General features: G+C 43.5%; 21 protein-coding genes and 1 pseudogene. 16 read left to right on the top strand and 6 right to left on the bottom strand.

Translation table 11 applies throughout. The features are described from left to right. Nucleotides 1–9: 9 nt before the first annotated feature. The 3 genes and pseudogenes from INP51_RS13645 to INP51_RS13635 all read left to right on the top strand — a co-directional run. A pseudogene (locus INP51_RS13645) lies at nucleotides 10–372 on the top strand (type IV toxin-antitoxin system AbiEi family antitoxin domain-containing protein); the annotation flags it as partial. Between the two features lie 259 nt (nucleotides 373–631). Then, nucleotides 632–1,621: a hypothetical protein gene (locus INP51_RS13640; RefSeq protein ID WP_193735358.1), complete on the top strand. Its 990-nt coding sequence runs from the start codon at nucleotides 632–634 to the stop codon at nucleotides 1,619–1,621. A 120-nt stretch (nucleotides 1,622–1,741) separates the two neighbouring features. After that, nucleotides 1,742–2,017: a helix-turn-helix domain-containing protein gene (locus INP51_RS13635; RefSeq protein WP_329602308.1), complete on the top strand. Its 276-nt coding sequence runs from the start codon at nucleotides 1,742–1,744 to the stop codon at nucleotides 2,015–2,017. A 12-nt stretch (nucleotides 2,018–2,029) separates the two neighbouring features. Here the strand turns inward: INP51_RS13635 and INP51_RS13630 are convergent, their stop codons facing one another. The 3 genes from INP51_RS13630 to INP51_RS13620 all read right to left on the bottom strand — a co-directional run bounded on the left by INP51_RS13630 (nucleotide 2,030) and on the right by INP51_RS13620 (nucleotide 6,317). Further along, entirely contained in the window at nucleotides 2,030–3,787 is a 1,758-nt protein-coding gene (locus INP51_RS13630; RefSeq protein ID WP_193735357.1) for an ABC transporter ATP-binding protein, read from the bottom strand. After that, nucleotides 3,784–5,574: an ABC transporter ATP-binding protein gene (locus INP51_RS13625; protein ID WP_193735356.1), complete on the bottom strand. Its 1,791-nt coding sequence runs from the start codon at nucleotides 5,572–5,574 to the stop codon at nucleotides 3,784–3,786. The genes INP51_RS13630 and INP51_RS13625 overlap by 4 nt, the downstream gene beginning before the upstream one ends. 95 nt (nucleotides 5,575–5,669) lie before the next feature. Next, on the bottom strand, nucleotides 5,670–6,317 hold the full coding sequence (locus INP51_RS13620) for a TetR/AcrR family transcriptional regulator (protein WP_193735355.1): 648 nt from the start codon (nucleotides 6,315–6,317) through the stop codon (nucleotides 5,670–5,672). 398 nt (nucleotides 6,318–6,715) lie between these two features. Here INP51_RS13620 and INP51_RS13615 point away from each other — a divergent pair, with 398 nt between their 5' ends. The 10 genes from INP51_RS13615 to INP51_RS13570 all read left to right on the top strand — a co-directional run bounded on the left by INP51_RS13615 (nucleotide 6,716) and on the right by INP51_RS13570 (nucleotide 16,200). Continuing rightward, on the top strand, nucleotides 6,716–7,348 hold the full coding sequence (locus INP51_RS13615) for a TetR/AcrR family transcriptional regulator (RefSeq protein ID WP_193735354.1): 633 nt from the start codon (nucleotides 6,716–6,718) through the stop codon (nucleotides 7,346–7,348). Between the two features lie 92 nt (nucleotides 7,349–7,440). Further along, nucleotides 7,441–9,342 (top strand): NAD(P)/FAD-dependent oxidoreductase, encoded by a 1,902-nt coding sequence (locus INP51_RS13610; RefSeq protein ID WP_193735353.1) that lies wholly within the window; start codon nucleotides 7,441–7,443, stop codon nucleotides 9,340–9,342. 37 nt (nucleotides 9,343–9,379) lie between these two features. Beyond that, a complete protein-coding gene (locus INP51_RS13605; RefSeq protein WP_193735352.1) occupies nucleotides 9,380–10,333 on the top strand; it encodes a CobW family GTP-binding protein in 954 nt (317 codons plus the stop codon). Between the two features lie 26 nt (nucleotides 10,334–10,359). Beyond that, nucleotides 10,360–11,742 (top strand): DUF362 domain-containing protein, encoded by a 1,383-nt coding sequence (locus tag INP51_RS13600; RefSeq protein ID WP_193735351.1) that lies wholly within the window; start codon nucleotides 10,360–10,362, stop codon nucleotides 11,740–11,742. A 348-nt stretch (nucleotides 11,743–12,090) separates the two neighbouring features. Beyond that, on the top strand, nucleotides 12,091–12,504 hold the full coding sequence (tnpA, locus tag INP51_RS13595; protein WP_193737196.1) for an IS200/IS605 family transposase: 414 nt from the start codon (nucleotides 12,091–12,093) through the stop codon (nucleotides 12,502–12,504). Then, a complete protein-coding gene (locus tag INP51_RS13590; RefSeq protein WP_193735350.1) occupies nucleotides 12,501–13,595 on the top strand; it encodes an RNA-guided endonuclease TnpB family protein in 1,095 nt (364 codons plus the stop codon). Before tnpA ends, INP51_RS13590 begins: the two co-directional genes overlap by 4 nt. A gap of 272 nt (nucleotides 13,596–13,867) precedes the next feature. After that, a complete protein-coding gene (locus INP51_RS13585; RefSeq protein ID WP_193735349.1) occupies nucleotides 13,868–14,689 on the top strand; it encodes an aminoglycoside phosphotransferase family protein in 822 nt (273 codons plus the stop codon). Between the two features lie 139 nt (nucleotides 14,690–14,828). Beyond that, complete coding sequence (locus INP51_RS13580; RefSeq protein WP_193735348.1) at nucleotides 14,829–15,080, top strand: kinase to dihydroxyacetone kinase; 252 nt, start codon at nucleotides 14,829–14,831, stop codon at nucleotides 15,078–15,080. 43 nt (nucleotides 15,081–15,123) lie between these two features. Next, nucleotides 15,124–15,720, top strand: a complete 597-nt coding sequence (locus tag INP51_RS13575; protein WP_193735347.1) for a hydrolase — start codon at nucleotides 15,124–15,126, stop codon at nucleotides 15,718–15,720. Between the two features lie 225 nt (nucleotides 15,721–15,945). Then, entirely contained in the window at nucleotides 15,946–16,200 is a 255-nt protein-coding gene (locus INP51_RS13570; protein ID WP_193735346.1) for an acyl-ACP--UDP-N- acetylglucosamine O-acyltransferase, read from the top strand. A 110-nt stretch (nucleotides 16,201–16,310) separates the two neighbouring features. Here the strand turns inward: INP51_RS13570 and INP51_RS13565 are convergent, their stop codons facing one another. Then, nucleotides 16,311–16,703, bottom strand: a complete 393-nt coding sequence (locus INP51_RS13565) for a winged helix-turn-helix transcriptional regulator (protein WP_193735345.1) — start codon at nucleotides 16,701–16,703, stop codon at nucleotides 16,311–16,313. 194 nt (nucleotides 16,704–16,897) lie between these two features. On the opposite strand from INP51_RS13565, the gene INP51_RS13560 reads away from it, so the two are divergent. Further along, nucleotides 16,898–17,989, top strand: coding sequence for a radical SAM protein (locus INP51_RS13560; RefSeq protein ID WP_193735344.1), 1,092 nt, complete (start codon nucleotides 16,898–16,900; stop codon nucleotides 17,987–17,989). Nucleotides 17,990–18,113: 124 nt separating this feature from the next. Here the strand turns inward: INP51_RS13560 and fucO are convergent, their stop codons facing one another. Beyond that, nucleotides 18,114–19,262, bottom strand: coding sequence for a lactaldehyde reductase (gene fucO / locus INP51_RS13555; protein WP_193735343.1), 1,149 nt, complete (start codon nucleotides 19,260–19,262; stop codon nucleotides 18,114–18,116). 329 nt (nucleotides 19,263–19,591) lie between these two features. Between fucO and INP51_RS13550 the strand changes: the two genes are divergently transcribed. Continuing rightward, on the top strand, nucleotides 19,592–20,446 hold the full coding sequence (locus INP51_RS13550; protein WP_193735342.1) for an alpha/beta hydrolase: 855 nt from the start codon (nucleotides 19,592–19,594) through the stop codon (nucleotides 20,444–20,446). A gap of 5 nt (nucleotides 20,447–20,451) precedes the next feature. Beyond that, nucleotides 20,452–21,213 (top strand): endonuclease/exonuclease/phosphatase family protein, encoded by a 762-nt coding sequence (locus tag INP51_RS13545; RefSeq protein ID WP_193735341.1) that lies wholly within the window; start codon nucleotides 20,452–20,454, stop codon nucleotides 21,211–21,213. Nucleotides 21,214–21,282: 69 nt separating this feature from the next. Here INP51_RS13545 and INP51_RS13540 read toward each other — a convergent pair whose 3' ends face one another. Further along, on the bottom strand, nucleotides 21,283–22,542 hold the full coding sequence (locus tag INP51_RS13540) for a uroporphyrinogen decarboxylase family protein (protein ID WP_193735340.1): 1,260 nt from the start codon (nucleotides 22,540–22,542) through the stop codon (nucleotides 21,283–21,285). Nucleotides 22,543–22,695 lie beyond the last annotated feature (153 nt).

Genomic DNA, 22,695 nt, shown 5'->3' with positions numbered 1-22,695 from the left:
TGCTCTGGTCACAGAACTGCTCCTGTTTCTGATCGAGAACCGATGGAATACGCGACAACAGTAAAGACTGGATATAATCCATCAAAATTACGAGCAGATGGGATTCAGGTATATACGGTAAAAAAAGAGCTGCATGAACTAGGAAAGACTATGATGAAGACATCCTTTGGTCATGAGGTTCCAGTGTATGATATGGAGCGAACAATTTGTGATTTGATTCGAAATAGAAGCAATATTGAAATTCAAACATTTCAGGATGCTTTGAAGCAATATGCAAAAAGGAAAGATAAAAAATTACGGACGCTGATGCAATATGCAAAAGAGTTTCGTGTAGATAAAATTTTAAGACAATATTTGGAGGTACTTTTATAATGATAAAATCGTCAAGACAGTTGAAAGATTTGATTCGAAATCTTTCGAAGGAATTGCAGCGATAATCTCGGTGCAGATAGATGACGGAGTTACAATGGAAGATTTAGAAGAGTTTAGTGATGACCTAAAGGATACGATAGGGCATTTTGCAGGAAGATAGTAAAAGTATTGGAGAGAACAGATAGATGAAATGGGAAAAATTATTTGCACCACATATTTTGGCTAGAGGGCATGACTACTTTTGTGATGATGCAGAGGTATGCTTGCGGATAGAATATATCAGCTTTGGATAGAATTGCTTTCTAAAGTAACTGCTCAGGATAAGGAAAAAATGTTTGTGTGGTTCACGACTCATCTGGATGGATCTACTATAGATTATCTGGAAGAATACATAGAACAGATTATCATAGAGGATTTTAAAGAAAGTAAGTATAGACGAGATAAGCTTACCTTTATTGAACAGATGATTGAGAAATCTGATGGCAAAGACTCTGATTGGAGTAGGAGCTATGGTGTTGGCAAATGGGCGTTGAGATATTTAGAACTGCTGAGCGAAGATGTTAAGTCGGAACAAAAATGCATTGACTTCTGCAAAAAATATTGGAAAAATTCTTCTGTAAGAAGATACTATATAGATTTCTGTATGCGAAAAAAAGATTACGAAAATGCAATTCGAGTATTGGATGAAAGCATTTTATTGGATAGAGATTACAGAGGCTTGGTTTCTGAGTATAGTGAAAAGAAGAAAGAAATTTATTTGCAACAGGGGAAGAAAGAGGACTATATTAACCAGCTTTGGAAACTCGTATTAGAGTATGAAGCGGGGAATCTGGATTTGTATAAAGAATTGAAAAAGCAATATACAGCAGAAGAGTGGATTGTTCAAAGAGAAGCGATATTTAGACAGTTACCGAAATATGCACACATTGAATACTTATATAAAGAGGAAAAACTATATGACCGTTTATTAGAATTTGTGTTGAAAAGCAATGGATTATATGTTTTGCAGGAATACGAAAGTATTTTGAAAAAGGATTATCCAGAGCAATTGCTAATAAAGTATGAGACAGAAGTAAATAAGATGGCAGCATATACAAGTGATAGAAAGAATTATAAGCAACTGGTATCATTGCTTCGACGAATGCAGAAGATTAAAGGTGGTTCAAAGATTGTTGAAGGGATTAGTGAACAGTGGAGAATGAAATATAGGAACCGACGTGCAATGATGGATGAGCTAAGCAAACTGTAGAGTAAAAAATGTTTGCTAGACAATTGTGTCTAATAGTGAAAACAAGACATTTCTCGCTTGGTGTCATGTTTTACTGTCAGTGGTTATGATAATATGTAAAGGAACGGGGAGGTGAAAGGAATGGATGCAAAAAAGATAGGAGAATTTCTAAAGGCACTTCGTAAGGACAAAGGACTGACACAAGAACAACTTGCAGAAATTATTTGTGTGTCAGGAAGAACAATCTCCCGATGGGAAACCGGTACGAATATGCCGGATTTAAGTATTCTCATCCAAATGGCGGAGTTCTATAAGGTAGAAGTGAAAGAGATTCTAGACGGAGAAAGGAAAAGCGAGAGTATGGATAAGGAATTAAAACTAAAATCAGCCGCCCGGAGGCGGCTGATACACATATGAATGTTTTTCGTGTCAGACGTTGTTTCCAAGTGTCCATGCGGTGGTTTCCTGCTGCAGCTGTACCATACGGCGGAAGAATTTGCCGTTTTTCATAAGCTCATCCGGAGTGCCCTGTTCGGCTACTCTGCCCTCTTCCAGAACCACAATCTTATCGGCACCTGCGACGGTACGCATACGGTGGGCGATAATGAGAACTGTTTTGCCTTGCAGCAGGTGAGAAAGCGCCTTTTGTACTGCACTCTCATTTTCCACATCTAAACTGGCGGTGGCTTCATCCAGCAAAACAATAGGGGAATTTTTTAGTAATGCGCGGGCAATGGAGATACGCTGGCGCTCCCCGCCGGAAAGCGTTGCGCCGTTTTCCCCAATCATCGTCTCATATTTTCCGGGAAGCACCTGCACAAATTCGTCGCAGTGGGCGGCTTTGGCGGCGGCAAGTACCTCTTCATCACTTGCGCCCCGCCGCCCAAGGCGGATGTTTTCCATAATGGTATCACGGAAAAGCACCACGTCCTGAAACACGATGGCGTAGTATTTCAGCAGTGTTTCCGGGTCAACCGAGGATACATCTACGCCCCCAAGGGTAATCTTTCCGGCTCCGGCATCCCAGAAACGGGCTGCCAATTTGGCAGCGGTAGATTTCCCCCCGCCAGAGGGTCCTACCAGCGCAGTGACCTCGCCTTGCTTTGCCAAGAAGGATACATCCTTTAAAACGCCTTCTTCATCGCCCTGGTAAGAAAAGTTGACATGGCTGAACACGATGTCAAACCCATCCGGGGTGAAATGTTCCGTTCCGCTTTGTACCGGTTCCTCCTGAATGGCACGCATACGGTCAATATAGAGCTTCGCATTGAAGGTGGCGGCTATATTTTGCAGTGTCTGTGAAATCGGGTCGTAGATTCGTGCGGCAGCAAACAGGAAACCGAGAAAAAACAGAAAATCGAGCTTTCCAGACGTTACCTGAGTGATTCCCACCAGTACGGTTGTGGCAAGGCCAACCTTTAAAAAAGCTTGTGCGGTACTAATGAAGGAACCACCTACAAGCTCTGCTTGTATGCAGCCTTGTTCGGCAATTTGTGTTTTTTCGTTCAGTTCTGCAAGGTAACTTTCTTCTAAGTTATCTGCCTTTATATTGCGAATGGTCTCAAGACCCTCCTGTATATGGTCGGTAACAGCCCGCTTTTTCAGAATACTTCTGCTGCCGTATTTATCCTGCAGCTTTTTAGTACCCACCGTTAAAACTAAGGCAACGGGGACTACCCAAAGGATGGCAAGCGCCATACGCCAATTCATAATGAACAGCATAATGCCGATTATGGTTGTGGAAATGCAGGAAGCAATCACTACAGGTATGTGATGAGAAAACATTTGGTCAAGCTGCGCACAGTCGGAAATCATGGTGGCAGTCAAATCGCTCAAATCTCGTTTACCGAAGAAAGACAGCGGCAGGCGCCGCAGGGTTTCGGCAATGCCAATACGGCGGTTTGCACTCTCTAAAAAGGTGGCGTTGTATAGCGCCGCATATTGAAAATAGTGCAGGACATAAAGCAACACCAAAAGAGCAGCCGACAAGCCCGTATAGAGCCAAAAGTGTGACAGGGGGCTTTCGCCGGTGACTGTGCTGTTCAGCAGCAGCTGGACGGTTGCCATGACAACACCTATGGGAAGCATGAGGGCGATGTTGCAGATCACTGTCCACAGCGTTGATTTTACCAAATCCCTTGCACCCCGTTCACTTAGGGCAAAAATATGTTGTAACCTCTTTGTCATACTGCGGCCTCCTTTCCAACCTTCCACTGAGCAGCACGGCTGTAGTCCGCCCACATAGCAGCATACTTACCCTCCTGCCAAAGCAGCTCCGCCTGTGTCCCTCTTTCCATCACCTGGCCCTCATTCAACACCAGGATCTGATCGGCGTTTTGAATGGTGGATAGACGATGGGCAATCATAAGCACGGTTTTACCTCGGGTTAGTTTCTCAAATGCTTTTTGTATCTGATACTCATTCTCCGGGTCGGCAAAGGCAGTCGCTTCATCCAGCACGATAATCGGCGCATCTTTTAGGATTGCTCTCGCCAAAGCGATACGCTGCGCCTCGCCGCCTGAAAGATAGACGCCCTTTGTGCCTACCACGGTATCAATGCCGTCCGGCATTTTTTCTAAAATATCATCACATTGTGCGGCGTGTGCAGCGGCGAGCACCTGCTCACGGGCGGCATCAGGGCAGGAGGTACGAATATTTTCATACAGGCTTTTCTTAAAAAGCTTTGTATCCTGAAATACAAAGGCGACACGCTGCATCAGTTCCTCTTTTGCGATTTCACGTACATCAACACCGCCAATGAGAACGCTGCCTTTTTGTACATCCCAAAAGCGCGGGATCAGGCTGGCTGCTGTGGTTTTACCGCCGCCGGACGGTCCTACCAGCGCCACGGTTCCGCCTTCGGGGACAGAAAAGCTGACATGGTCCAAAGCAGGATTTTCGGTACCGGGATAGCAAAAGGTGACATTTTGAAATTCCACACTTGCACCCTGTGGTTTCTTCGGAGCAGTTGGCTCTGGCAGAGGTTTTTCCTCTAAAATCCGGTTGAGCTTAAACATTGCCTCGTCCGTTTGGCGTACAGCATCGCTTGCGTACATAATGCGGTTAATCATGCCTCCACAGGCAGGGGCAAACAAAGCGTAGAAGATGAAATTAACAAGTACTCCAACCGGGTCACCGCGGTTTGCCATAAGGAGCGCTGCCGGAACGAGCAGTGCAAATGCACCGTTGATACAGGTGAGGAAAAAGGTTTGCCCTTTCTGACAGCTCATGGAATACTTGCCTGCAAGGTCGGAATAGGACATGATGGCATTATAAAAGGCTTTGAAGGAGTACACCGTTTGCTGGAATACCTTCACCACAGGAATGCCACGTACATATTCCACTGCCTCGCCGCTCATCTTTTCCACCTCTAACTGATAACGGTGAAAGAAGGTGGCATTATCACCGCTCATCATCACAAACATGCTGACAAGTGCCAAAACCATGGTGAGCAGACATAATAATCCCATTACCCAGTCATAGAAAAACAGTACCGCGACAGAGACAATAGGTGTAACAATTGCGCCTGTTAAATCAGGCAGCTTGTGCGCCAGCATATCTTCCGTGAGTCCGGCATTTTCATCAACCTGCTTGCGTATAAGCCCGGATTGACTGCCCATAAAATAGCCGAGTGGTAATTGAACCACATGGCGCATCAGTGTGTTTCTAATATTGCGTGCGGTACGGAATGCCGCCAGATGGGTACACATCAGCGCAGCAAAATAGACAAGTACATTGGCTACAGAAAACCAAACAGCCATCCATCCGTAGCGCGCCAGATCCGGGGCGGCGGACAGATTGGGGAAGACCTCCAAAGCGTCTCTTGCAGCCAGCCAGACGCATATGTAGGGTGCAAGACCCAGCACCGCCGCTATGGCAGAAAGAGTGCACCCCAGGATTGTCAGGCTCTTGTGGCTGCCCGCATAGCCAAGGGACTGGGAGAGACCATTTTGCTTTTTTTCTTTTTTTTCCAATAATTCAGACTCCTTTCTTGTTTTGAGTTAGATATAACTAACCGATGCATTTATATAAAGCCCACCTGAAGCGGGCATTTATATCTTTTTTACTTTCAAGGGATCAGCGATTCCTCACTTTCGCCGCGCAGGAGGCGCTCCATGCCAAGCCAACCCACAGAAAAATACACGCTGAGGTTCTGGGCATGTAATATGGCGTCTTTTCTACTCATCCGGTGGCGTACCGGCTCTAAGAGGGCAGACACATAGGCTTCCAGTAAAAAGTGAAGAGCAACTTCGTCCACCTCATAATCGGAACCATAATGCTTTTTTAATGCGCCAATATACGCTAACGTAGATTCTTCCTCGACCTTTACAAACTCATGGAGAAAAGAACGGCCGCCTGTTTCGTCTCCGCACATCAGTAAAAGATAGAATTGGTCAAAGTATTCATAAATCATACCGTAAAATGTTGCCATGTTCTCCCGGCTATCTCTTGGACCAAAAGAAACCCCTTCGCCTGCAGCCAGCACAGTTTCATCGCTCATGCCAGCCATCAATTTTTCAAACTGGGTGACAGCCTCCTCCGTTGCCGCTGTGAACAGGGCGCGTTTATCTGGAAAGTAGCGATAGATTGCACCGGTTGTCACTTCTGCCTGTGCAGCAATACGCCGCAGAGAAGCTTTTGCAAACCCTGCACTCAGAAATTCACTCCGGGCACAATCCAATATTCGGTTTTTTGTGGCATTAGCTTTTGTCTGCATAAATCACCAAAGATAACAATGTTATTTTTACCAGTGTATTATACCATAGGAGACCGCGTTTATCAAGCCCTTTCATCCCTTAGAAAAGAGCCTATGAGACGGTTTATGGAAAGCCGCTTGAATATTCGTTTGATCCGGAAGATATTGCCGGTTGGATAGGGTAGTAAATAGAATAAAAAGATTGACATTCACAAGCAGGGTGATAAATAAAAATACATTCTGCTATTTGATTGGGTAAAAAAGAAACAAAGTTTAAAAATGATTTTTGAACATTTTGTAGAGAAATCAACATTATAATAAAGTTTTATTAAATAACTTGAATAAAAAATAAAAATATGGTATAAGAATGATATAAGTTTATCATACAGCTATGTATTATTCACATGTGTATGATTGATATGGAGAAAAAACACATTATGAGGACAACGGCGGAAGAGACGCGCAGAAACAAAGAATTGATTATAAATACAGGAATTCAGATATTTTTAAAAAAAGGATATGATGCTGCAAACATGAGGGACATTGCAGAAGCTGCAGGGATTTCACGCGGTCCCTTATATTATCACTTTGAGAGCAAATCAGTATTATATCTTGCATGTGTGAAAGCATATTCAGAAAGGAGTCTGATTGAGTATCGGAGAATATTCAGCCAGGATAAACATATTCTAGAACTATTACGGGAAGATCTTTACTATTGTACGCGAAATATAGCCCCGAATTCAGAACATCCAATCTTTACGACTTCCAAAGAAGACAGTCTAAAAGAGGATAGCCTAAAAGAGGCGAACCAGATTTTTAAAACATATCGGAAGCGTGTCTATGAAATGAAAGTGGACAGCATCGCAAGAGCCATTCAAAAAGGAGAACTTAAAAAGGAGGCAGATCCGTATCATATGGTGAATATGATGTTTATCTTTTATGAGGGGCTCTACAACCTAATTGAAAAAACAGATTTTATCACTTCTAAAATGCAAGTTAGTCAGACAATTGAATCACTTATTACACTTTTTAAACAGGAATATTGTATATAGGCAAAGGTGGTTTTAACAACAAGATGGATAAAGACCTGGCTGGATGTCAGGTACTATAACCATAAATATTGTGTAACAGAAAGGCGAAAAAGATGTATAAAATTTTAGAACCAATTCAAGTAGGACCCATGCAGCTGCGCAACCGGGTGATGTACCTGGCTATGGCAAAAGGGCTGTCCACACCCGATAACTTCATTACGGACAGACAGATTGCTTATTATGAGAATTACGCAAAAAATCATGTTGGCCTGATCGTTACCGGTGCCTGTATCACGTTTCCAGACTATCCGTCCAAGTTGCCTATGCAGCCGGGAATCTATGACGATAAGTTTATTCCCGGGATGAAGAAACTGGTAGATGCGGTACATAGTCATGGATCGAAATTCCTGTTTCAGCCCTGGCATCCGGGAATAACAGCATATGGCTGCGATGCTACAGAAGTTAAAGCGGTGGCTGATTTCAGCCTGGAAGAGATTAAAGAGCTTCAGAATACGTTTGTACAGGGAGCCATCCGGGCGCAGAAAGCCGGAGCCGATGGAGTGGAGGTTCATATTGCCCATAATTATCTGTTAGAGCAATTCCTCACCCCCCTGTTTAATAAGCGGACGGATGAGTATGGGGCGCAAAACATGGAGAATGGCCTTCGATTTACAACAGAATTAATCGGCATGATTAAAAAGGCCTGCGGAGCGGGATTTGCCGTGACTACCAAAATTAATGGAAATGATTTCAATCCCGAAGGAATGACGGCGGAAAAAGCAGCCAAGGCCGGTCCGATTCTGGAAGCAGCCGGAGCGGATATGATCTCTGTCAGTGCCGGAGGAGGGCTTACCAACATTCTGGGCATGTCTGCCGATGGACGCAGTCCGGAAGGCTGGAAGGTTCCGCTCGCAGAAGCTGTTAAAAAGTCCGGTGTAAAGATTCCGGTCATGGCTACCGGCAGCCTGAGACATCCGGAGTATGTGGAGCAGGTGCTTGCCGAAGGAAGATGTGACATGATTGGAATGGGGCGGGGGCTTTTGGCCGAGCCTGAGTGGGTAGTCAAACTGGAGCAGGGCAGAGAACGCGAGATGCATCACTGCATTTCCTGTATGCACTGTATGAATCCAGTATTACCTGGTGTTTCCGGATGTACGGTCAATCCGCTGGCTTTGCGGGAGCTGGAAGATATTGTATTGAAAGAGGATGGAAAAGAACGTAAGGTTGCCATAGCCGGGGGTGGACCGGCAGGGCTTGAGGCGGCTGTCACTCTTGCAAAACGCGGATTTGTTCCTGTGATATTCGAAAAGAAACCTGAGGTGGGAGGCATGGAACTGATTGGATCTGTTCCGGATGGTAAGTCGAAGCTCAAGTGGCATATCGAATATTTCCGTAATGAAGTGGAGCGGCTGGGAATTCAGGTAAATGCAGGAAAAGAAGCTGACGGTGATGACATCGCCGCCTTAGATCCCTATGCTGTGTTTGTGTGTACAGGATCTAATCCAGTCATTCCGGGTTCCATTCCGGGAATCAAATTGCCCAATGTGAAGGAAGTCCGGGATATTCTTGCTGATTTTCCGGAGGGCAAGGGAAAGCAGGTTGTGATTGTGGGAGCCGGGCTTGTAGGTCTGGAATGTGGTGCCACCTATGCGAGCCGTGGAAATAAGGTGACCATCATCGATATGCTTCCGCCATCGGATCCGGCTGCGACATCTACGGAGCAAATGTTGGCCATGGGCCATGCAATGGCTGCGGGGATTGATATACGGATGAAGCATAAGCTTCTGGAAATCACACAGGATGCGGTGAAGGCGGAAAATCTTGAAACTGGTGAAAGTGTTTCCATTCCTGCGGATGAGGTCGTATTGTCTATGGGTGTCTCTGCAAATAACGGCCTGTATAATACTATAAAGGATCGGTTTGACAGGATTTACAATATCGGTGATTCTGACAAGACAGGCCTGATTGCAGAGGCGGTTCAGAGTGCCTTTGATACAGCGGCAGCGTTGGATTGATTGTAAGATGACAGCATAAGATATCCGGGGAGGAAGTATGACACATTATCACAGTAAACCTGTCGGCGTCAATGTAATCGGGGGATTTTTGGGAGCAGGGAAAACCACATTTCTCAATTACATCTTAGAGGAGCAGAAAAAAGAACGCACAGATGTTATCGTAAGGGAGTATGGGGCGGTATCCATTGATGATAAGCTGCTCAAAAATGTTACCGGTCATATACATGTATTTCCCGGTGTGACAGTCCATGACGATCCACAGCTGGTACTTTATGATTACCTTCATAAATTGTATAGCGATGCGGCGCAGCCATTTGACCGGCTGCTTATGGAGTGCAGCGGTCTGGATATGCCGGAAAGTCTGGTGCACTTGTTTCTGGTGGGACATATGCCTGTGCACTATCGGCTGAATGGTTATATCGCAGTGGTAGATGCCGAATATGGACTGCTTAATCTGGAAGAGTTTGAAGTGGCAAGGCAGCAGGTGGTTTTTGCTGATGCAATTGTCCTCAACAAAGTGGATCTGGCAGATGAGGAACAACTTTCCAGGCTCGAGGAACGCATTAAAGAGCTTAATGGAATGGCAGAGATTTATCGCAGCAGCTATGGGAGAGTTCCGCTTAAGAATGTTCTGAATATTTCACTGTATTCGCAGCTTAAGGACCTGAAGATTGGAAAGGAACGAAAACCGATGCAGGAAATACATACAATTGTTCTGAGTGAAACACGTCCGATGGATAAGGAAAAGGTTAACAAGTGGCTCAATCGTCTGTTCGAAGAGGAGGGAAATAAGATTCTTCGGAGCAAAGGCTTTTTCTGCTTTGCTGGGGATGACTGGCGATATGAGTTCCAGGCTGTCCGCAAGTCCTTTCATTCAAAGGCTGATTGTCTCTGGGAAGATGGAGAGGAACGAAAGAGTACGGTGGTGCTTATCGGAAGCAATCTTCCGGATGAACTGTCATTGCGGGAGTCATTTTCAGATTGCATATAGAATATGCAGAAAGAGAGGTCGATTTCATGTCTTCAAAAGTGTATTATCTCAATGATCGTGCGGGCTCTATGATGGACAGTATTCCTTTTAAAGGAGTTAAGGTGCTGAAAGACGCGGGACTTGCCGGAATGATCAAGCCGGGTGACCGGGTTGCCATCAAGACGCATATGGGAGAGTGGGGCAATGCCCTGAATCTGCGTCCCCATTGGGTAAGTGCGGTAGCGGATGAGGTGAAGCGTCTGGGCGGAAAGCCTGCTATAGTGGAAACCTGCGTTGCCGCATATGGAGAGAGTGTTTCACGTATCTCCAGAGAAGACCATCTTCGGGTGGCGGCAGCCCACGGCTTTACAGAAGAAACCATGGGATGTCCAATCATTATCTGCGATGGTGACTATGGTACGGAAGATGTCAAAGTAGAAGTTCCGAACGGCGTATACTTAAAATATGCATACCTGGCGAAGAAGCTGCTGGATTTTGATGTGGTCATCGTGGTCAGCCATTTTAAAGGGCATGCTATGGGCGTCTTTGGAGGTGCCATGAAAAATGTGGGAATCGGTATGGCATCTGCCAGAGGGAAATATGCCATACACAATATCACACATCCGGAAATTGGAATTAAGACGTGGCAGATTAATCAGGATGCTGTAAAAAAACATGCACAGGCACCAAGTCCCAATCTGATTGAACGCATGGTAGATAACTGCCCTTGTGAAGCATTTGCTTATGATGGAGAGACACTGACACGTGACAGCGAAAAATGCCGCCAGTGCGGCTTCTGCTTTGCTTACCTCTTCCAGGGCGTGTATAATTTCCCACCGGAACTGGTTCCGAGCTGGCCTGCCGGAATCACAGATGCAGCCTGTGGATTTATACATGCGATTGGAAAGGAGAAGATGATTTTCCTGAACTATGCCATGGATATCACACCAGGGTGTGACTGCGGAAACTTCCATGACAAAGCGCTCACTCCCAATCTCGGAGTATTTGCATCCCGTGATCCTGTTGCCGTGGATATGGCCTGCATTGAGGCTGCGGAAGCGGTGACTGCCGTTCCGGGTTCTGCCGCTTCAGAGTATGGTTTCGGAGAACCGAATACGGAACGCTTTACAAACTGCTCCAGCATGGCAAAGCTCAGTCAATGGGCCCAGCTGAATGCCGCCGTTTATAATGGAATGGGAGACACGGAATACGTGTTGGTTAACTCAGTCACAGAGTTTACAGAAGCATTTAATTTTCCACCCTATACGATGGCGGAGCCTTATACCCATGTGCATAAGGAGATATATAAGGAAATCAACATGGATCCCGGAGATTATGCATACGGAAAATTACCGCGGCTTGCCATGGAAGAGCAGAGTAAAAAACCAAAGGGCAAGCTGAAAGAAATTTCTATTGCGGAGGATAAATAAAAAAATCCGATCCTTAAAAAGGGGGCTGTCGCATTAAGCAATTAGTGACAACTCCTTTTTGCATACTTTCGCATATTCATTTTTCTACAGTTGTCATTTGGTGATGCAGTAAAAACGAATGATTATCTTGGATTTAACATAAATTAGCAAGAATTCCCCTTCCTCTTCAGGTGGCGGGATGAATTGCCATAATGTCCAAATCTTTGGAAAAGATTATATACAGCGACCAGTATAGGGATCGTTGCTTTTTGCACTGTATCCTCCAAAACTTTTTCTAAAACATGGAGAGAACACTTGTTCTTATGACAAAAATGTGTTATGCTATCATCAGTCGATAAGAGAAAAGAGATGATCAATGTGAATAAATTGGACAATAATGCACATTCAGTATTCCTCCTGTATTACCATCTGATTATGGTCGTAAAATACAGGAGAAAAGTGATTGATGATGATAGTTCTAAAAGGGCGGAGGAGATTTTTTCTTATATTGCACCCAAGTATGGAATTACCTTGGAAGAATGGAATCATGACAGAGATCATGTTCATGTGATGTTCCGGGCTCAGCCGAAAAGCGAACTCAGCAAATTTATCAATGCCTATAAGAGTGCAAGCAGTCGGTTAATTAAGAAAGAATATCCACAGATTCGAGAGAAACTTTGGAAAGAAGCATTCTGGAGCCAGAGTTTTTGTCTGCTCAGTGCAGGAGGAGCACCAATCGAAACCATACGGGCTTATATTGAAAGTCAGGGTGAAAAAGCATGAACAAAGCCATAAAATTTCGTATCTATCCAAATAAAGAGCAGGGAGAACAGTTTGCAAGAACCTTTGGATGCTGCCGGTTTCTATACAACGTGATGTTGGAAGATAAGATGAAAGAATATCAAAAAAGTAAAAAGCGGTTGAAGAATACGCCGGCTTTTTATAAAAAACAGTATCCGTGGCTGAAAGAGGTGGATTCACTGGCACTAGCCAATGTGCAGCTTCATCTGGAAAGGGCATATCAGAACTTTTTTAGAAATCCGCAGAGTGGTTTTCCAAAGTTCAAATCAAAACACAGAAGCCGTGCAAGTTATACGACGAATGTAGTAAATGGAAATATCAAACTGGAAGAAGGAAAGCTGAAGCTTCCGAAAATGTCTCATGTAAAACTGGTACAGCACCGACAGATACCGAAAGAATATCAATTGAAATCGGTGACGGTCACTCAGGAACCGTCCGGAAAATATTATGCCAGTCTTCTCTATACCTATGAGAGCCAAATAAGTGAGGAGAAAGAGGCGGTAGAAAAGATGTTGGGAATGGACTTTGCCATGAGCGGTATGGCGGTGTTTTCAGACGGAAGCCGGGCAGAGTACCCGATGTATTACCGGAAGTCAGAAAAGAAATTGTGCAAAGAGCAGAGAAAGTTGTCTCACTGTGTAAAAGGAAGCAGAAATCACGAAAAGCAGAGACGAAAAGTGGCTGTCTGTCACGAAAAGGTAAAAAATCAGAGAAAAGATTTTCAGCATAAGCTGAGCAGAAAATTGGCGGACAGTTATGATGCAGTGTGCGTAGAAGATCTGAACATGAAAACCATGAGCCGGAGTCTGCACTTTGGGAAGAGTGTTATGGATAATGGATATGGAATGTTTCTGGGAATGCTGGAATACAAGCTGATGGATCAGGGAAAGAGGCTGGTGAGAATAGATAGGTTCTGTCCATCAAGTAAGACATGCTGTAAATGTGGAGCAGTAAAAAAAGAACTAAAATTATCGGAGCGGATTTATGAGTGCCGTTGTGGAAACCGGATGGACAGGGATGTCAACGCGGCAATCAATATCCGTGAAGAGGGAAGAAAAATATTATGTGCATAACTTCACCGAAAAAAAGCCCGTAACCGGGCAAAAACCGTGGGGCACACGGGGATAGCCTGCAGATACTTAGCCCGTTGGGGCTATTGAACAGGAAGCCCTCACTTCAAAATCATGAGATTTAAGTGGTGGGAGTAGGTCACCAGAGGCCTTTTATATTTGAGAAAAGGTCAGGATTCGGAAATTGAAAGAAGCTAAAAACGATGTAATAAACAGGTGATGTCTGAGGAGAGTAGTATTGTAAATCTGAATTTAGAGGGGAATAAAAATAAAACATGGATATACATAATTTGAAAATGATAGGTCAGGGAAATACTGCTGAAATATATAAATATGGGGAAGATAAAATTATAAAGTTATTTCGAAAAGAAATTCCCAAAGAAGTTGCTGCACTTGAATATGAAAAGGCGGTATTTATACAAACTTACGTTGAGAATGTACCCAAAGCTTATGATTTTATAACAGAGAATAATCGCTATGGGATTATTTACGATAGAATTTATGGGATAGATCTAATAAAGATAATTATAAAGTCTATTGGTAAGATTAATCATTATTCTCGCACCCTTGCGCTGCTTCATATGTCAATCCATCAGAAGAAAGTTAAAGTAAATGAAGAGTTTTCTGTAAAAAATAAGTTGAGGTGTGATATAGAAGCAGTTGAAGCGCTTTCATATGAGCAAAAGGAGTTCCTGACTCAATATCTGAAAGAATTGCCAGATGGTGAGGTACTATGCCATTTTGATTTTCATCCCGGAAATATTATGATACAGGGGAAAGAACCAATTATAATTGATTGGATGACGGCATGTGTTGGTAACCCTTGTGCAGACATTGCCAGAACATATCTGATTCTTAACTATGGTGAATTACCCAATGGTACATATCTTGTCAGAAAACTGGTTCGTCTGTTCCAAAGACATGTTGGAAAAATATACTATCGTGAGTATTTAAAGCATTCAGTATTTACGGAGTCAGATATTGAAAAATGGATATTGCCAGTTGCCGCAGCACGATTACGAGAGTGGATTCCTGACAGCGAAAAAAAGATATTATCTAATTTAGTTAATGAAAAAATGAGAGCCATCAGAAACTAAATTTAAACTTTAGCAGAGGATAAAAATATGACTTTCGGCGGATATTCCATAAAGAATTTTACAACTGGCTCCCAATGCAGTATAATAAAAAATCATAGTTAATATCAGCGGAGAAAATAGTGAGAGAGGGATATTTCATATGTTGGAATTTAAGTACGACACACAGCTTTTAATCGAGGGCGAGAATCTCGATGAAGATGTAATCAGGGATTATTTTACGGAGAATTTTAAGGGAGATTGTCTGCTTGCGGTCGGAGATGATGAACTGATTAAGATACATTTTCACACGAATGAGCCTTGGAAAGTCTTAGCGTATTGCAGCAGTATTGGAGAGATATATGACATTGTAATTGAGGACATGGACAGACAGGCCAGAGGGCTGCAGGGATAAAGAACTTATCAGATAAGAGCAATCTTGGAAAGGCGGTACAATCATGGAGAGTAAAATCACAAGAGAAGAAGCTTTAGAACTTTTAAAAAAATACAACAAAGAGCCGTTTCACATTCGCCATGCTCTGACGGTGGAGGGAACGATGCGCTGGTATGCCGACGAACTTGGCTATAAAGATGAAGCGGACTACTGGGCGACAGTGGGGTTGCTTCACGACATTGACTTTGAAATGTATCCAGAAGAACACTGTCAGAAGGCACCTGAACTTTTGAGGAGCGGCGGTGTCGGAGAAGATATGATCCATGCAATCTGCTCCCATGGCTATGAAATCTGTTCAGATGTGAAACCAGAGCATGAGATGGAGAAAATCTTATATGCGGCAGATGAACTGACCGGTCTGATCGGCGCAGCGGCATTGATGCGCCCTTCAAAGAGCGTTTCTGATATGGAAGTCAAGAGTGTAAAGAAGAAGTTCAAAGATAAAAAGTTTGCGGCAGGATGCTCCAGAGACGTCATCCGTCAGGGGGCGGAGAATCTCGGATGGGATTTGAGCGATTTGTTTGAGAAGACCATTCTGGCTATGAGATCTTGTGAAGACTGTGTCAATCAGGAAATGGTGCAGTACGAAGAAAAAGAATGATGATATCAGGGTCATATCGTGTGAACAATGGCAGTATCATGTATGGTAATAAGGACTGTGGTGCAAAATATAAGTACCGCAGTCTTTTTTTATATTTTCAAGATTAAAAGTAAAACATTTATATTCAAAAAATTTCGAAGGATACATGACATTTATAGAAAATTGCGATATAATATTAAAATAGAAACAATTTAATGCAGACTATTATGAACAGGAGAAATGTCTATGAAAAGATATGAATTACTTCATGAAATGTATGACAAAGAGACCGGAGAATCCACAAGCAGTCAGACGAAAGATATTGAGACAGAAAATGTCGATGAATACCTGAAAAGCCAGATTGATCCTGCTTCTACTTACAAGAAACTGGACAGCGAAGAGGGAAGCGTTATATTCGAGGTGACGACATTCGGTCTGAAAGAACGCTATGTCTTCACAGAGTATGAACCATTGGATACCCCACTTGATCCACTTCTATAAGAAACAAAAACACTAAGTAATCCGCAGTATGATAGTATGATAGGCTTAGAGAGAAGAAAAAAACGTCGTATGGAGTAATGAAGCATGATATCTCTATACGGCGTTTTTTGTCAGAGCTGGCTTACACAGTTCTCACAGTTGGGGCCACATCCAATATCAAGTTCCATGTTGTTGACGGCCCAATTGATGACATTGCTTAGTGCGGGGAGAATACTTCTTCCTTTGTTGGAAAGAGAATACTCGACATGTGGTGGTACCTCATTGAACTGTTTTCGAATAACAAGATCCGCCTCTTCCAGTTCCCGCAATGACTGGGAAAGCATCATGTTCGTGATGTCCCCAAGCCTTCTCTTGATTGTACTGTATCTTAGAGGCTTATCACCAACCAGAACACAGATGATAGGCAATTTCCATTTCCCCCCGAGAAGTTTTAAGAGGTATCGGAGGGGACATTGAGCTTCCGTCAGTTCAGAACCTGTAATTTTTTTTGCTGGTTTGTCCAAAAAAACCCTTCTTTCTATTAGTATGGTTTTCCATACTAAATATTATTATACTGCGTACTTGCAATTTATTGATTTTATATTAAAATCATATCATGAATGAAACTGAAATACAATCGGCATTTGTAATGATCAGTTTCGTGAAGTGGCAGAAAATAATGGATAGATAAGTCAGAGAGCGGGAGGAATCTTAATAAATGAAAAGTCTAAATACTTTTATGGAAAACGGAATCAAGAATATCGTTGAAACGGCCGCGCGTTTTTATATGGGTAATTTTAAGGGCCAGGTTTTCCTGCACCATTTGGTATCATCTCTTAGAGAACATGCAAAGATAAGAGATGATTATGAGAAGGAGGGAGTACATATTCCACCTTTTTTAATTTCGAGCATTACGAACAATTGCAATCTGCATTGTGCCGGGTGTTACGCGAGGGCGAATGGAAACTGCAGTGACAGACGAGTGGAGATAATGGACAAAAAAGACTGGAGCAAGGTATTTGCAGAAGCAGACAAACTTGGCATTTCATTTATCCTGCTTGCGGGAGGAGAGCCTCTGATACGGAAAGACGTCATCAAATTGGCAGGGCAGTGCGAGAATATGGTATTCCCGATCTTTACGAATGGAACGATGATCAATGATGAATATATTGAATTGTTCGACAGTCACAGAAATCTGGTTCCGGTACTAAGCATTGAAGGTAATGCAGTCGAGACGGATAGAAGGCGCGGAGAAGGAATTGCCGAAAAAGTCACTCAGGTGATTTTAAAACTGAAGAAAAGAGGTATTCTGTTTGGTATGTCAATTACGGTCACCAGCGAAAACAAGGATGAAGTTACCGATCAAAAATATACAACAGCCTTAAGAGAACAGGGGTGTGGGCTTATCTTTTACGTGGAATATGTTCCGGCCGAGAAAGGAACAGAATATCTGGTGTTGGACGAGGATGATCAGGAAGACTTGAGAATGCGGATCAATGCTCTTCGAAGCAATAAAAAAAATAAAGGCATCATTATGTTGTCATTTCCGGGAGACGAGGAGTCGATGGGTGGCTGTCTGGCAGCCGGGAGAGGTTTCTTCCATATTAACGCAAGCGGAGGAGCGGAGCCCTGCCCATTTTCTCCGTATTCGGAACTGAACGTGAAGGAACAGTCTATTGTAGAGGTATTGAAATCCCTGTTCTTCCGTGAAGTCAGGAAAATCAGTGCCGCTGAAGTCGATAAGCATGATGGCGGCTGTACGCTGTTTCCATTTAAAGAGGATGTAGAAGCACTGACAAAGACAGAGTAAGAAAAGGATGAAAAGCGCAGCTTCTTTTATATAGAAAAGAAGAATATGCCTGACATAAGCAGTAATAATCATGCCAGACATATCTTTATCGTAAATTCATTATTAACCTGTAGCGGGTTTATGATTATAACAGTTTCCTGTACAATCCTTCAATGTCCAAAAGAGTGAAATCTTTCGGATTTCCTGGTGCGCAGGCATCCGCCACAGCACTCTCGGATAAGAATCTGATATCTTCTTCCTTTACGATCTCTTTCAGATCCTGAGGGATTCCAACATCAAGAGAAAGCTGGCGTACTGCATCAACGGCAGCTTTTCGGTATTCGTCAACACTCATCTGGTCCGTGTCTTTGACGCCCATAGCTTTTGCAATATATTTGAACTTGTCTTTGGTTGCGTCTGCGTTAAATTCCATCACGGTCGGGAGCAGGATCGCATTTGCAACGCCGTGAGGTGTGTCATAGACTGCACCAAGTGCATGAGCCATCGAGTGGACGATACCGAGACCGACATTGGAGAAACCCATTCCAGCGATGTATTGAGCAAGGGCCATGCCTTCTCTGCCTTCCGGAGTATTGTCTACGGCGCCTCTTAAAGAGTTGGAGATGATTTCGATTGCTTTTAAGTGAAACATATCCGTCATTTCCCATGCAGCTTTTGTAATATAGCCTTCGATTGCATGGGTGAGTGCATCCATTCCGGTGGCAGCGGTAAGGCCTTTCGGCATGCTGCTCATCATATCAGGATCTACAACAGCTACTACTGGGATATCATGGGTGTCAACACAGACGAATTTGCGTTTCTTTTCGACATCGGTGATGACATAATTGATGGTAACCTCTGCGGCTGTACCGGCTGTCGTTGGAACCGCAATAATTGGAATTGCCGGTTTGCTGGTAGGGGCATTGCCCTCCAGACTTCTCACATCCGAAAACTCCGGATTGTTGATGATAATTCCTATGGCCTTAGCGGTATCCATAGAGGAACCTCCGCCAATTGCGATGATATAGTCAGCCGCTGCTGCCTGGAAAGCTTTGACTCCGGCCTGAACATTTTCAATGGTCGGGTTTGGTTTGATATTTGAATATAATTCATAGGGAAGGCTTTCCTTCTCCAGAAGATCGGTGACCTTAGAAGTCACATTGAACTTTACAAGATCCGGATCCGAGCATACGAAACCTTTTTCGAAACCACGGCCCTTCACTTCGCCCACTATCTCCGCAATTGCACCACTTCCATGATACGAAATCTCATTTAATACAATTCTCTCTGCCACTTTTATTACTCCTTTCTTATTTTAAAATGATTATAAAATATTTTCAGAGAAAAACAATGACCTGATTTGCAGACGAAAGTAACCTAATTGTTAAAAAGAAAACGAAGTTATCAAATACGAAATGTTGATTATGGATGCCTTGAAAATAACATATGAATTTAGCTATTGCAATAGTTAATATTACTGATTAATATGATACTAGGGTCAAAAGGTCCTGCGTTTCATGCTTGCATGAAAAAGCATGACCTTAGGACCCGAACAAACATGAGAAAGCATCCTGATTGGTAACTCATGTTTAAAACAGCAACTGTATAGGGAGGTGGTAAAAGATGAGAGAGACAATTCATGTAAATGTGCGTGCCCCTCAGTACGTGGTCGATACGAATGTGACTTTTGCACAGGTTCCGGACTGGTTTGGGCACACGACAAAAGATCTGAAGATGGATATTATCTATCCGGAACAAAAGGATAAAAAAAGTCCCTGTATCGTATGGATCTGCGGCGGGGCATGGAAACTGATGGAGCGAAGTGCACATCTGGCATATTTAAGTGAACTGGCCAGAAGTGGTTTTGCAGTCGCAAGTGTTCAGTATCGCACCAGTAATGAAGTGGAATTTCCAGGACAGCTTGAAGATGTCAAAGCGGGTATCCGGTATCTGAAAGCGCATGCAGACAGGTACTGTATCGACATTTATCGTTTTGGTGTTATGGGGGAGTCCGCCGGCGGACATCTGGCTGCTCTTGCAGGCCTGACCGGGGATGATAAGAAGTATGACAGGGGTGATTATCTGGAGCATTCCAGTGCCGTTCAGGCTGTATGCCCGTGGTATCCGCCGGCAGATATCCGGTTGATATCGAAAGAGGATCAGACAAAGATGGCACTGACGCCGGAAGCCATGTTGGTAGGCGGATCTGGCACTCCTGATTTTGAACAGAAAATCTGGGATGCGTGCCCGGTGAAATATGTGACAAAACTGGCGCCGCCTTTTTTGATTTTGCACGGACTTTGCGATCACACGGTTCCTTTTTCACAGGGCGAGTCACTGCACGATGAGTTGGAGAAACAGGGGGCAGATGTCCGGCTGGTTGCAATAGAAGATGCAGATCACGCGGATCTTCACTTCTTTCAACAGGAAGTATGGGACATTATCATTGATTTTTTCAAAGATAAGATTGGGAGGTAGTTTTCATGAAGGTAGTAACCTTTAACATTCGATGCGATTACGGACAGGACGATGCGAACAGCTTTCAATACAGGAGAGATCTTATTGTCAAAAAAATTCGGGATGAAAAACCAGATATCATCTGTTTTCAGGAAGTTCTGCCCCACGTTGCTGCATGGCTGAAAAAAGAACTTACAGAGTATACTATCGTTGGATGCGGAAGGGGAGACAAACTTGACGGGGAGGAGACTTCCATCGCATACAAAAAGTCAAGAATCAATCTGCTGTATCTTGATTTCTTCTGGCTGTCTCCGACACCGAGAGTTCCGGGGTCATGCTATGAAGATCAGAGTGAGTGCCCGAGGATCTGTACGAAAGCCGTATTTTATGATTATCTTTCAGGTGAAAAATATAGGTTCTACAACACACATCTGGATCACGTAGGCGTAAAAGCAAGGGAAAAAGGAATTGATCAGATTCTGGCAGACATGAGAGCAGAAGAAATCTATAAGAATGTTCCGGTAGTTATCACAGGAGATTTCAATGCATTTCCGGACAGCGATGAGTTGAGTAACATATTTGCCGAACCGGATCTTTCGGATGCCACAGCCAGTATTCAACAAAGTTTTCATGACTATGGAAAAGTGAAAAAACTGGAGAAGATTGACTATATTTTTGTGAGCACTTCACTGAAAGAGGGTCAGGTAAAAGTCTGGGACGATGTGGCGGACGGAATATATTTGTCCGATCACTATCCAATTGAGTTGGAATTGCCGGAGATTTTTTAAAGAAGAACAGAGCTGCTGCGAATGATCAAAATCACCAACAGCAGCTTCGTTTTATCCTCTTAGAGCAGATTATTTCTTTCCGTATGTTTTAACAGTATCAAACATAGCCTCTAGATTTTCTCTTTTGGCGTTGTCGATACAGCCATTTGTGTCAAAGATGTATCCACCGCCGGGTGCACAGGTGTCAATTAATTCCTTGCAGTAATCAATCACTTGCTGTTTTGTGCCGAACTCTAAAAGCTGAATGGGGAGATTTCCGCTGATGCAGGCAATATCACCTAGAATTTTTTTTGCCTTTGCCATATCTGCAGTCTCAAAATGATAAATCACTTTGCCTTTTGGGACATCTGCAAGTGTTTCTATCCGTGTATTGTATTTTCCTTCTGTATAAATATGTGGGGTGACTCCCATATCAATCAGAGCCATTATCACTTTCCTTAGAGGTTTCCAGTAAAGCTTTTCGTATTGCAGCGGATTCATAAAACCATCCATTCCCTTATGAAGAGGGAAGAAAATACGTTTCACCGGTAAATCTGCGGTCTTCAGGTAAGAGAAAGACTCAATCTGTATGTCTGCCAACATATCGCAGGCAGCCTCAATCTCATCAGGACATTCTAACTGATCGGAAAGAGCGCCAAGGGTTCCCCGGTAGTAGTCACCTAAGATATCGAAGGGTGCTTCCCCGGCACCGGTTATAAATGGGGGATAGCCCATTTCGATCAATTTACCTGTAACGGCCATAGACGCGTCAGTGGCTTTTTTATCCTCTTCTCCAATCTGTTTCAGGAGTGAGAAAGCCTCTTGGGCTTCAGGGGAGTAGAGAGAAGCAAGAGGATTAGTGCTCAAAACGATAGAAGGAACGAAATGGATATCCTCTAACCCTTTTAATGCCGGAAAAGCGCGTGGAATATATTTACGGAGCATGAAACCCGTAAAGTCACCTATGAATTCTGGATATTCTTCCTGAGACATGTATTCTTGTTCAATTACCTGATGAGTTGAGAAGTCAGGGACTCTGGTGCCCGGGCGGCCAGGCCAGTCGATCATTGTGGATCCGGCCAGTTCGTTCGCTCTCCCGCTGGTAAAGGCAGTGTGAGTGGCAGCATCCGGCTCGAAGTCCTGATAAAATTTAATCAGTGCGTCACTTGCCCGGTCATAGTTATACATACTGTCCTTATAGGCAGCACCTTCCATTGCATATGGAAGCGCACCGTATATAGGGGCGATTGGGACACAGTCACTTTCCTTAAGCTGGATAGCATTCTCCACACGTTCGAGACGTTTCTGATATATTTCTTGATTTGATTCTTCCATTTTTCTCGCTGTCATAAGCTTCTCCTTTTTACAAAACTCTTTACTTTGTAGGAAGTTTTGTATTTTGAACTAGAGTCAATAGTTATCATTAATTCCATTATAAATTAAGTAACAGTGGAAAAAAATCCTGTAGAGTCGTTGACTTTTTATATAGCGATTCCTATACTT

It is taken from the genome of Blautia liquoris (genome assembly GCF_015159595.1).
Classification (GTDB): Bacteria; Bacillota; Clostridia; order Lachnospirales; family Lachnospiraceae; genus Novisyntrophococcus; species Novisyntrophococcus liquoris.
Note: the sequence above shows the minus strand (reverse complement) of the source record. Positions and strands in the feature narration are given on the sequence as shown.

Excerpts from the sequence above, each read along its gene's own strand:
- INP51_RS13610 (WP_193735353.1), top strand. The coding sequence starts at position 7,441 with ATGTATAAAATTTTAGAACCAATTCAAGTAGGACCCATGCAGCTGCGC.
- INP51_RS13540 (WP_193735340.1), bottom strand. The coding sequence starts at position 22,542 with ATGACAGCGAGAAAAATGGAAGAATCAAATCAAGAAATATATCAGAAA.
- INP51_RS13635 (WP_329602308.1), top strand. The coding sequence starts at position 1,742 with ATGGATGCAAAAAAGATAGGAGAATTTCTAAAGGCACTTCGTAAGGAC.
- INP51_RS13640 (WP_193735358.1), top strand. The coding sequence starts at position 632 with ATGCTTGCGGATAGAATATATCAGCTTTGGATAGAATTGCTTTCTAAA.
- INP51_RS13560 (WP_193735344.1), top strand. The coding sequence starts at position 16,898 with ATGAAAAGTCTAAATACTTTTATGGAAAACGGAATCAAGAATATCGTT.
- INP51_RS13630 (WP_193735357.1), bottom strand. The coding sequence starts at position 3,787 with ATGACAAAGAGGTTACAACATATTTTTGCCCTAAGTGAACGGGGTGCA.
- INP51_RS13570 (WP_193735346.1), top strand. The coding sequence starts at position 15,946 with ATGAAAAGATATGAATTACTTCATGAAATGTATGACAAAGAGACCGGA.
- INP51_RS13550 (WP_193735342.1), top strand. The coding sequence starts at position 19,592 with ATGAGAGAGACAATTCATGTAAATGTGCGTGCCCCTCAGTACGTGGTC.
- INP51_RS13605 (WP_193735352.1), top strand. The coding sequence starts at position 9,380 with ATGACACATTATCACAGTAAACCTGTCGGCGTCAATGTAATCGGGGGA.
- INP51_RS13585 (WP_193735349.1), top strand. The coding sequence starts at position 13,868 with ATGGATATACATAATTTGAAAATGATAGGTCAGGGAAATACTGCTGAA.
- INP51_RS13620 (WP_193735355.1), bottom strand. The coding sequence starts at position 6,317 with ATGCAGACAAAAGCTAATGCCACAAAAAACCGAATATTGGATTGTGCC.
- INP51_RS13600 (WP_193735351.1), top strand. The coding sequence starts at position 10,360 with ATGTCTTCAAAAGTGTATTATCTCAATGATCGTGCGGGCTCTATGATG.
- tnpA (WP_193737196.1), top strand. The coding sequence starts at position 12,091 with ATGATCAATGTGAATAAATTGGACAATAATGCACATTCAGTATTCCTC.
- INP51_RS13580 (WP_193735348.1), top strand. The coding sequence starts at position 14,829 with ATGTTGGAATTTAAGTACGACACACAGCTTTTAATCGAGGGCGAGAAT.
- INP51_RS13575 (WP_193735347.1), top strand. The coding sequence starts at position 15,124 with ATGGAGAGTAAAATCACAAGAGAAGAAGCTTTAGAACTTTTAAAAAAA.
- INP51_RS13615 (WP_193735354.1), top strand. The coding sequence starts at position 6,716 with ATGGAGAAAAAACACATTATGAGGACAACGGCGGAAGAGACGCGCAGA.
- INP51_RS13590 (WP_193735350.1), top strand. The coding sequence starts at position 12,501 with ATGAACAAAGCCATAAAATTTCGTATCTATCCAAATAAAGAGCAGGGA.
- INP51_RS13545 (WP_193735341.1), top strand. The coding sequence starts at position 20,452 with ATGAAGGTAGTAACCTTTAACATTCGATGCGATTACGGACAGGACGAT.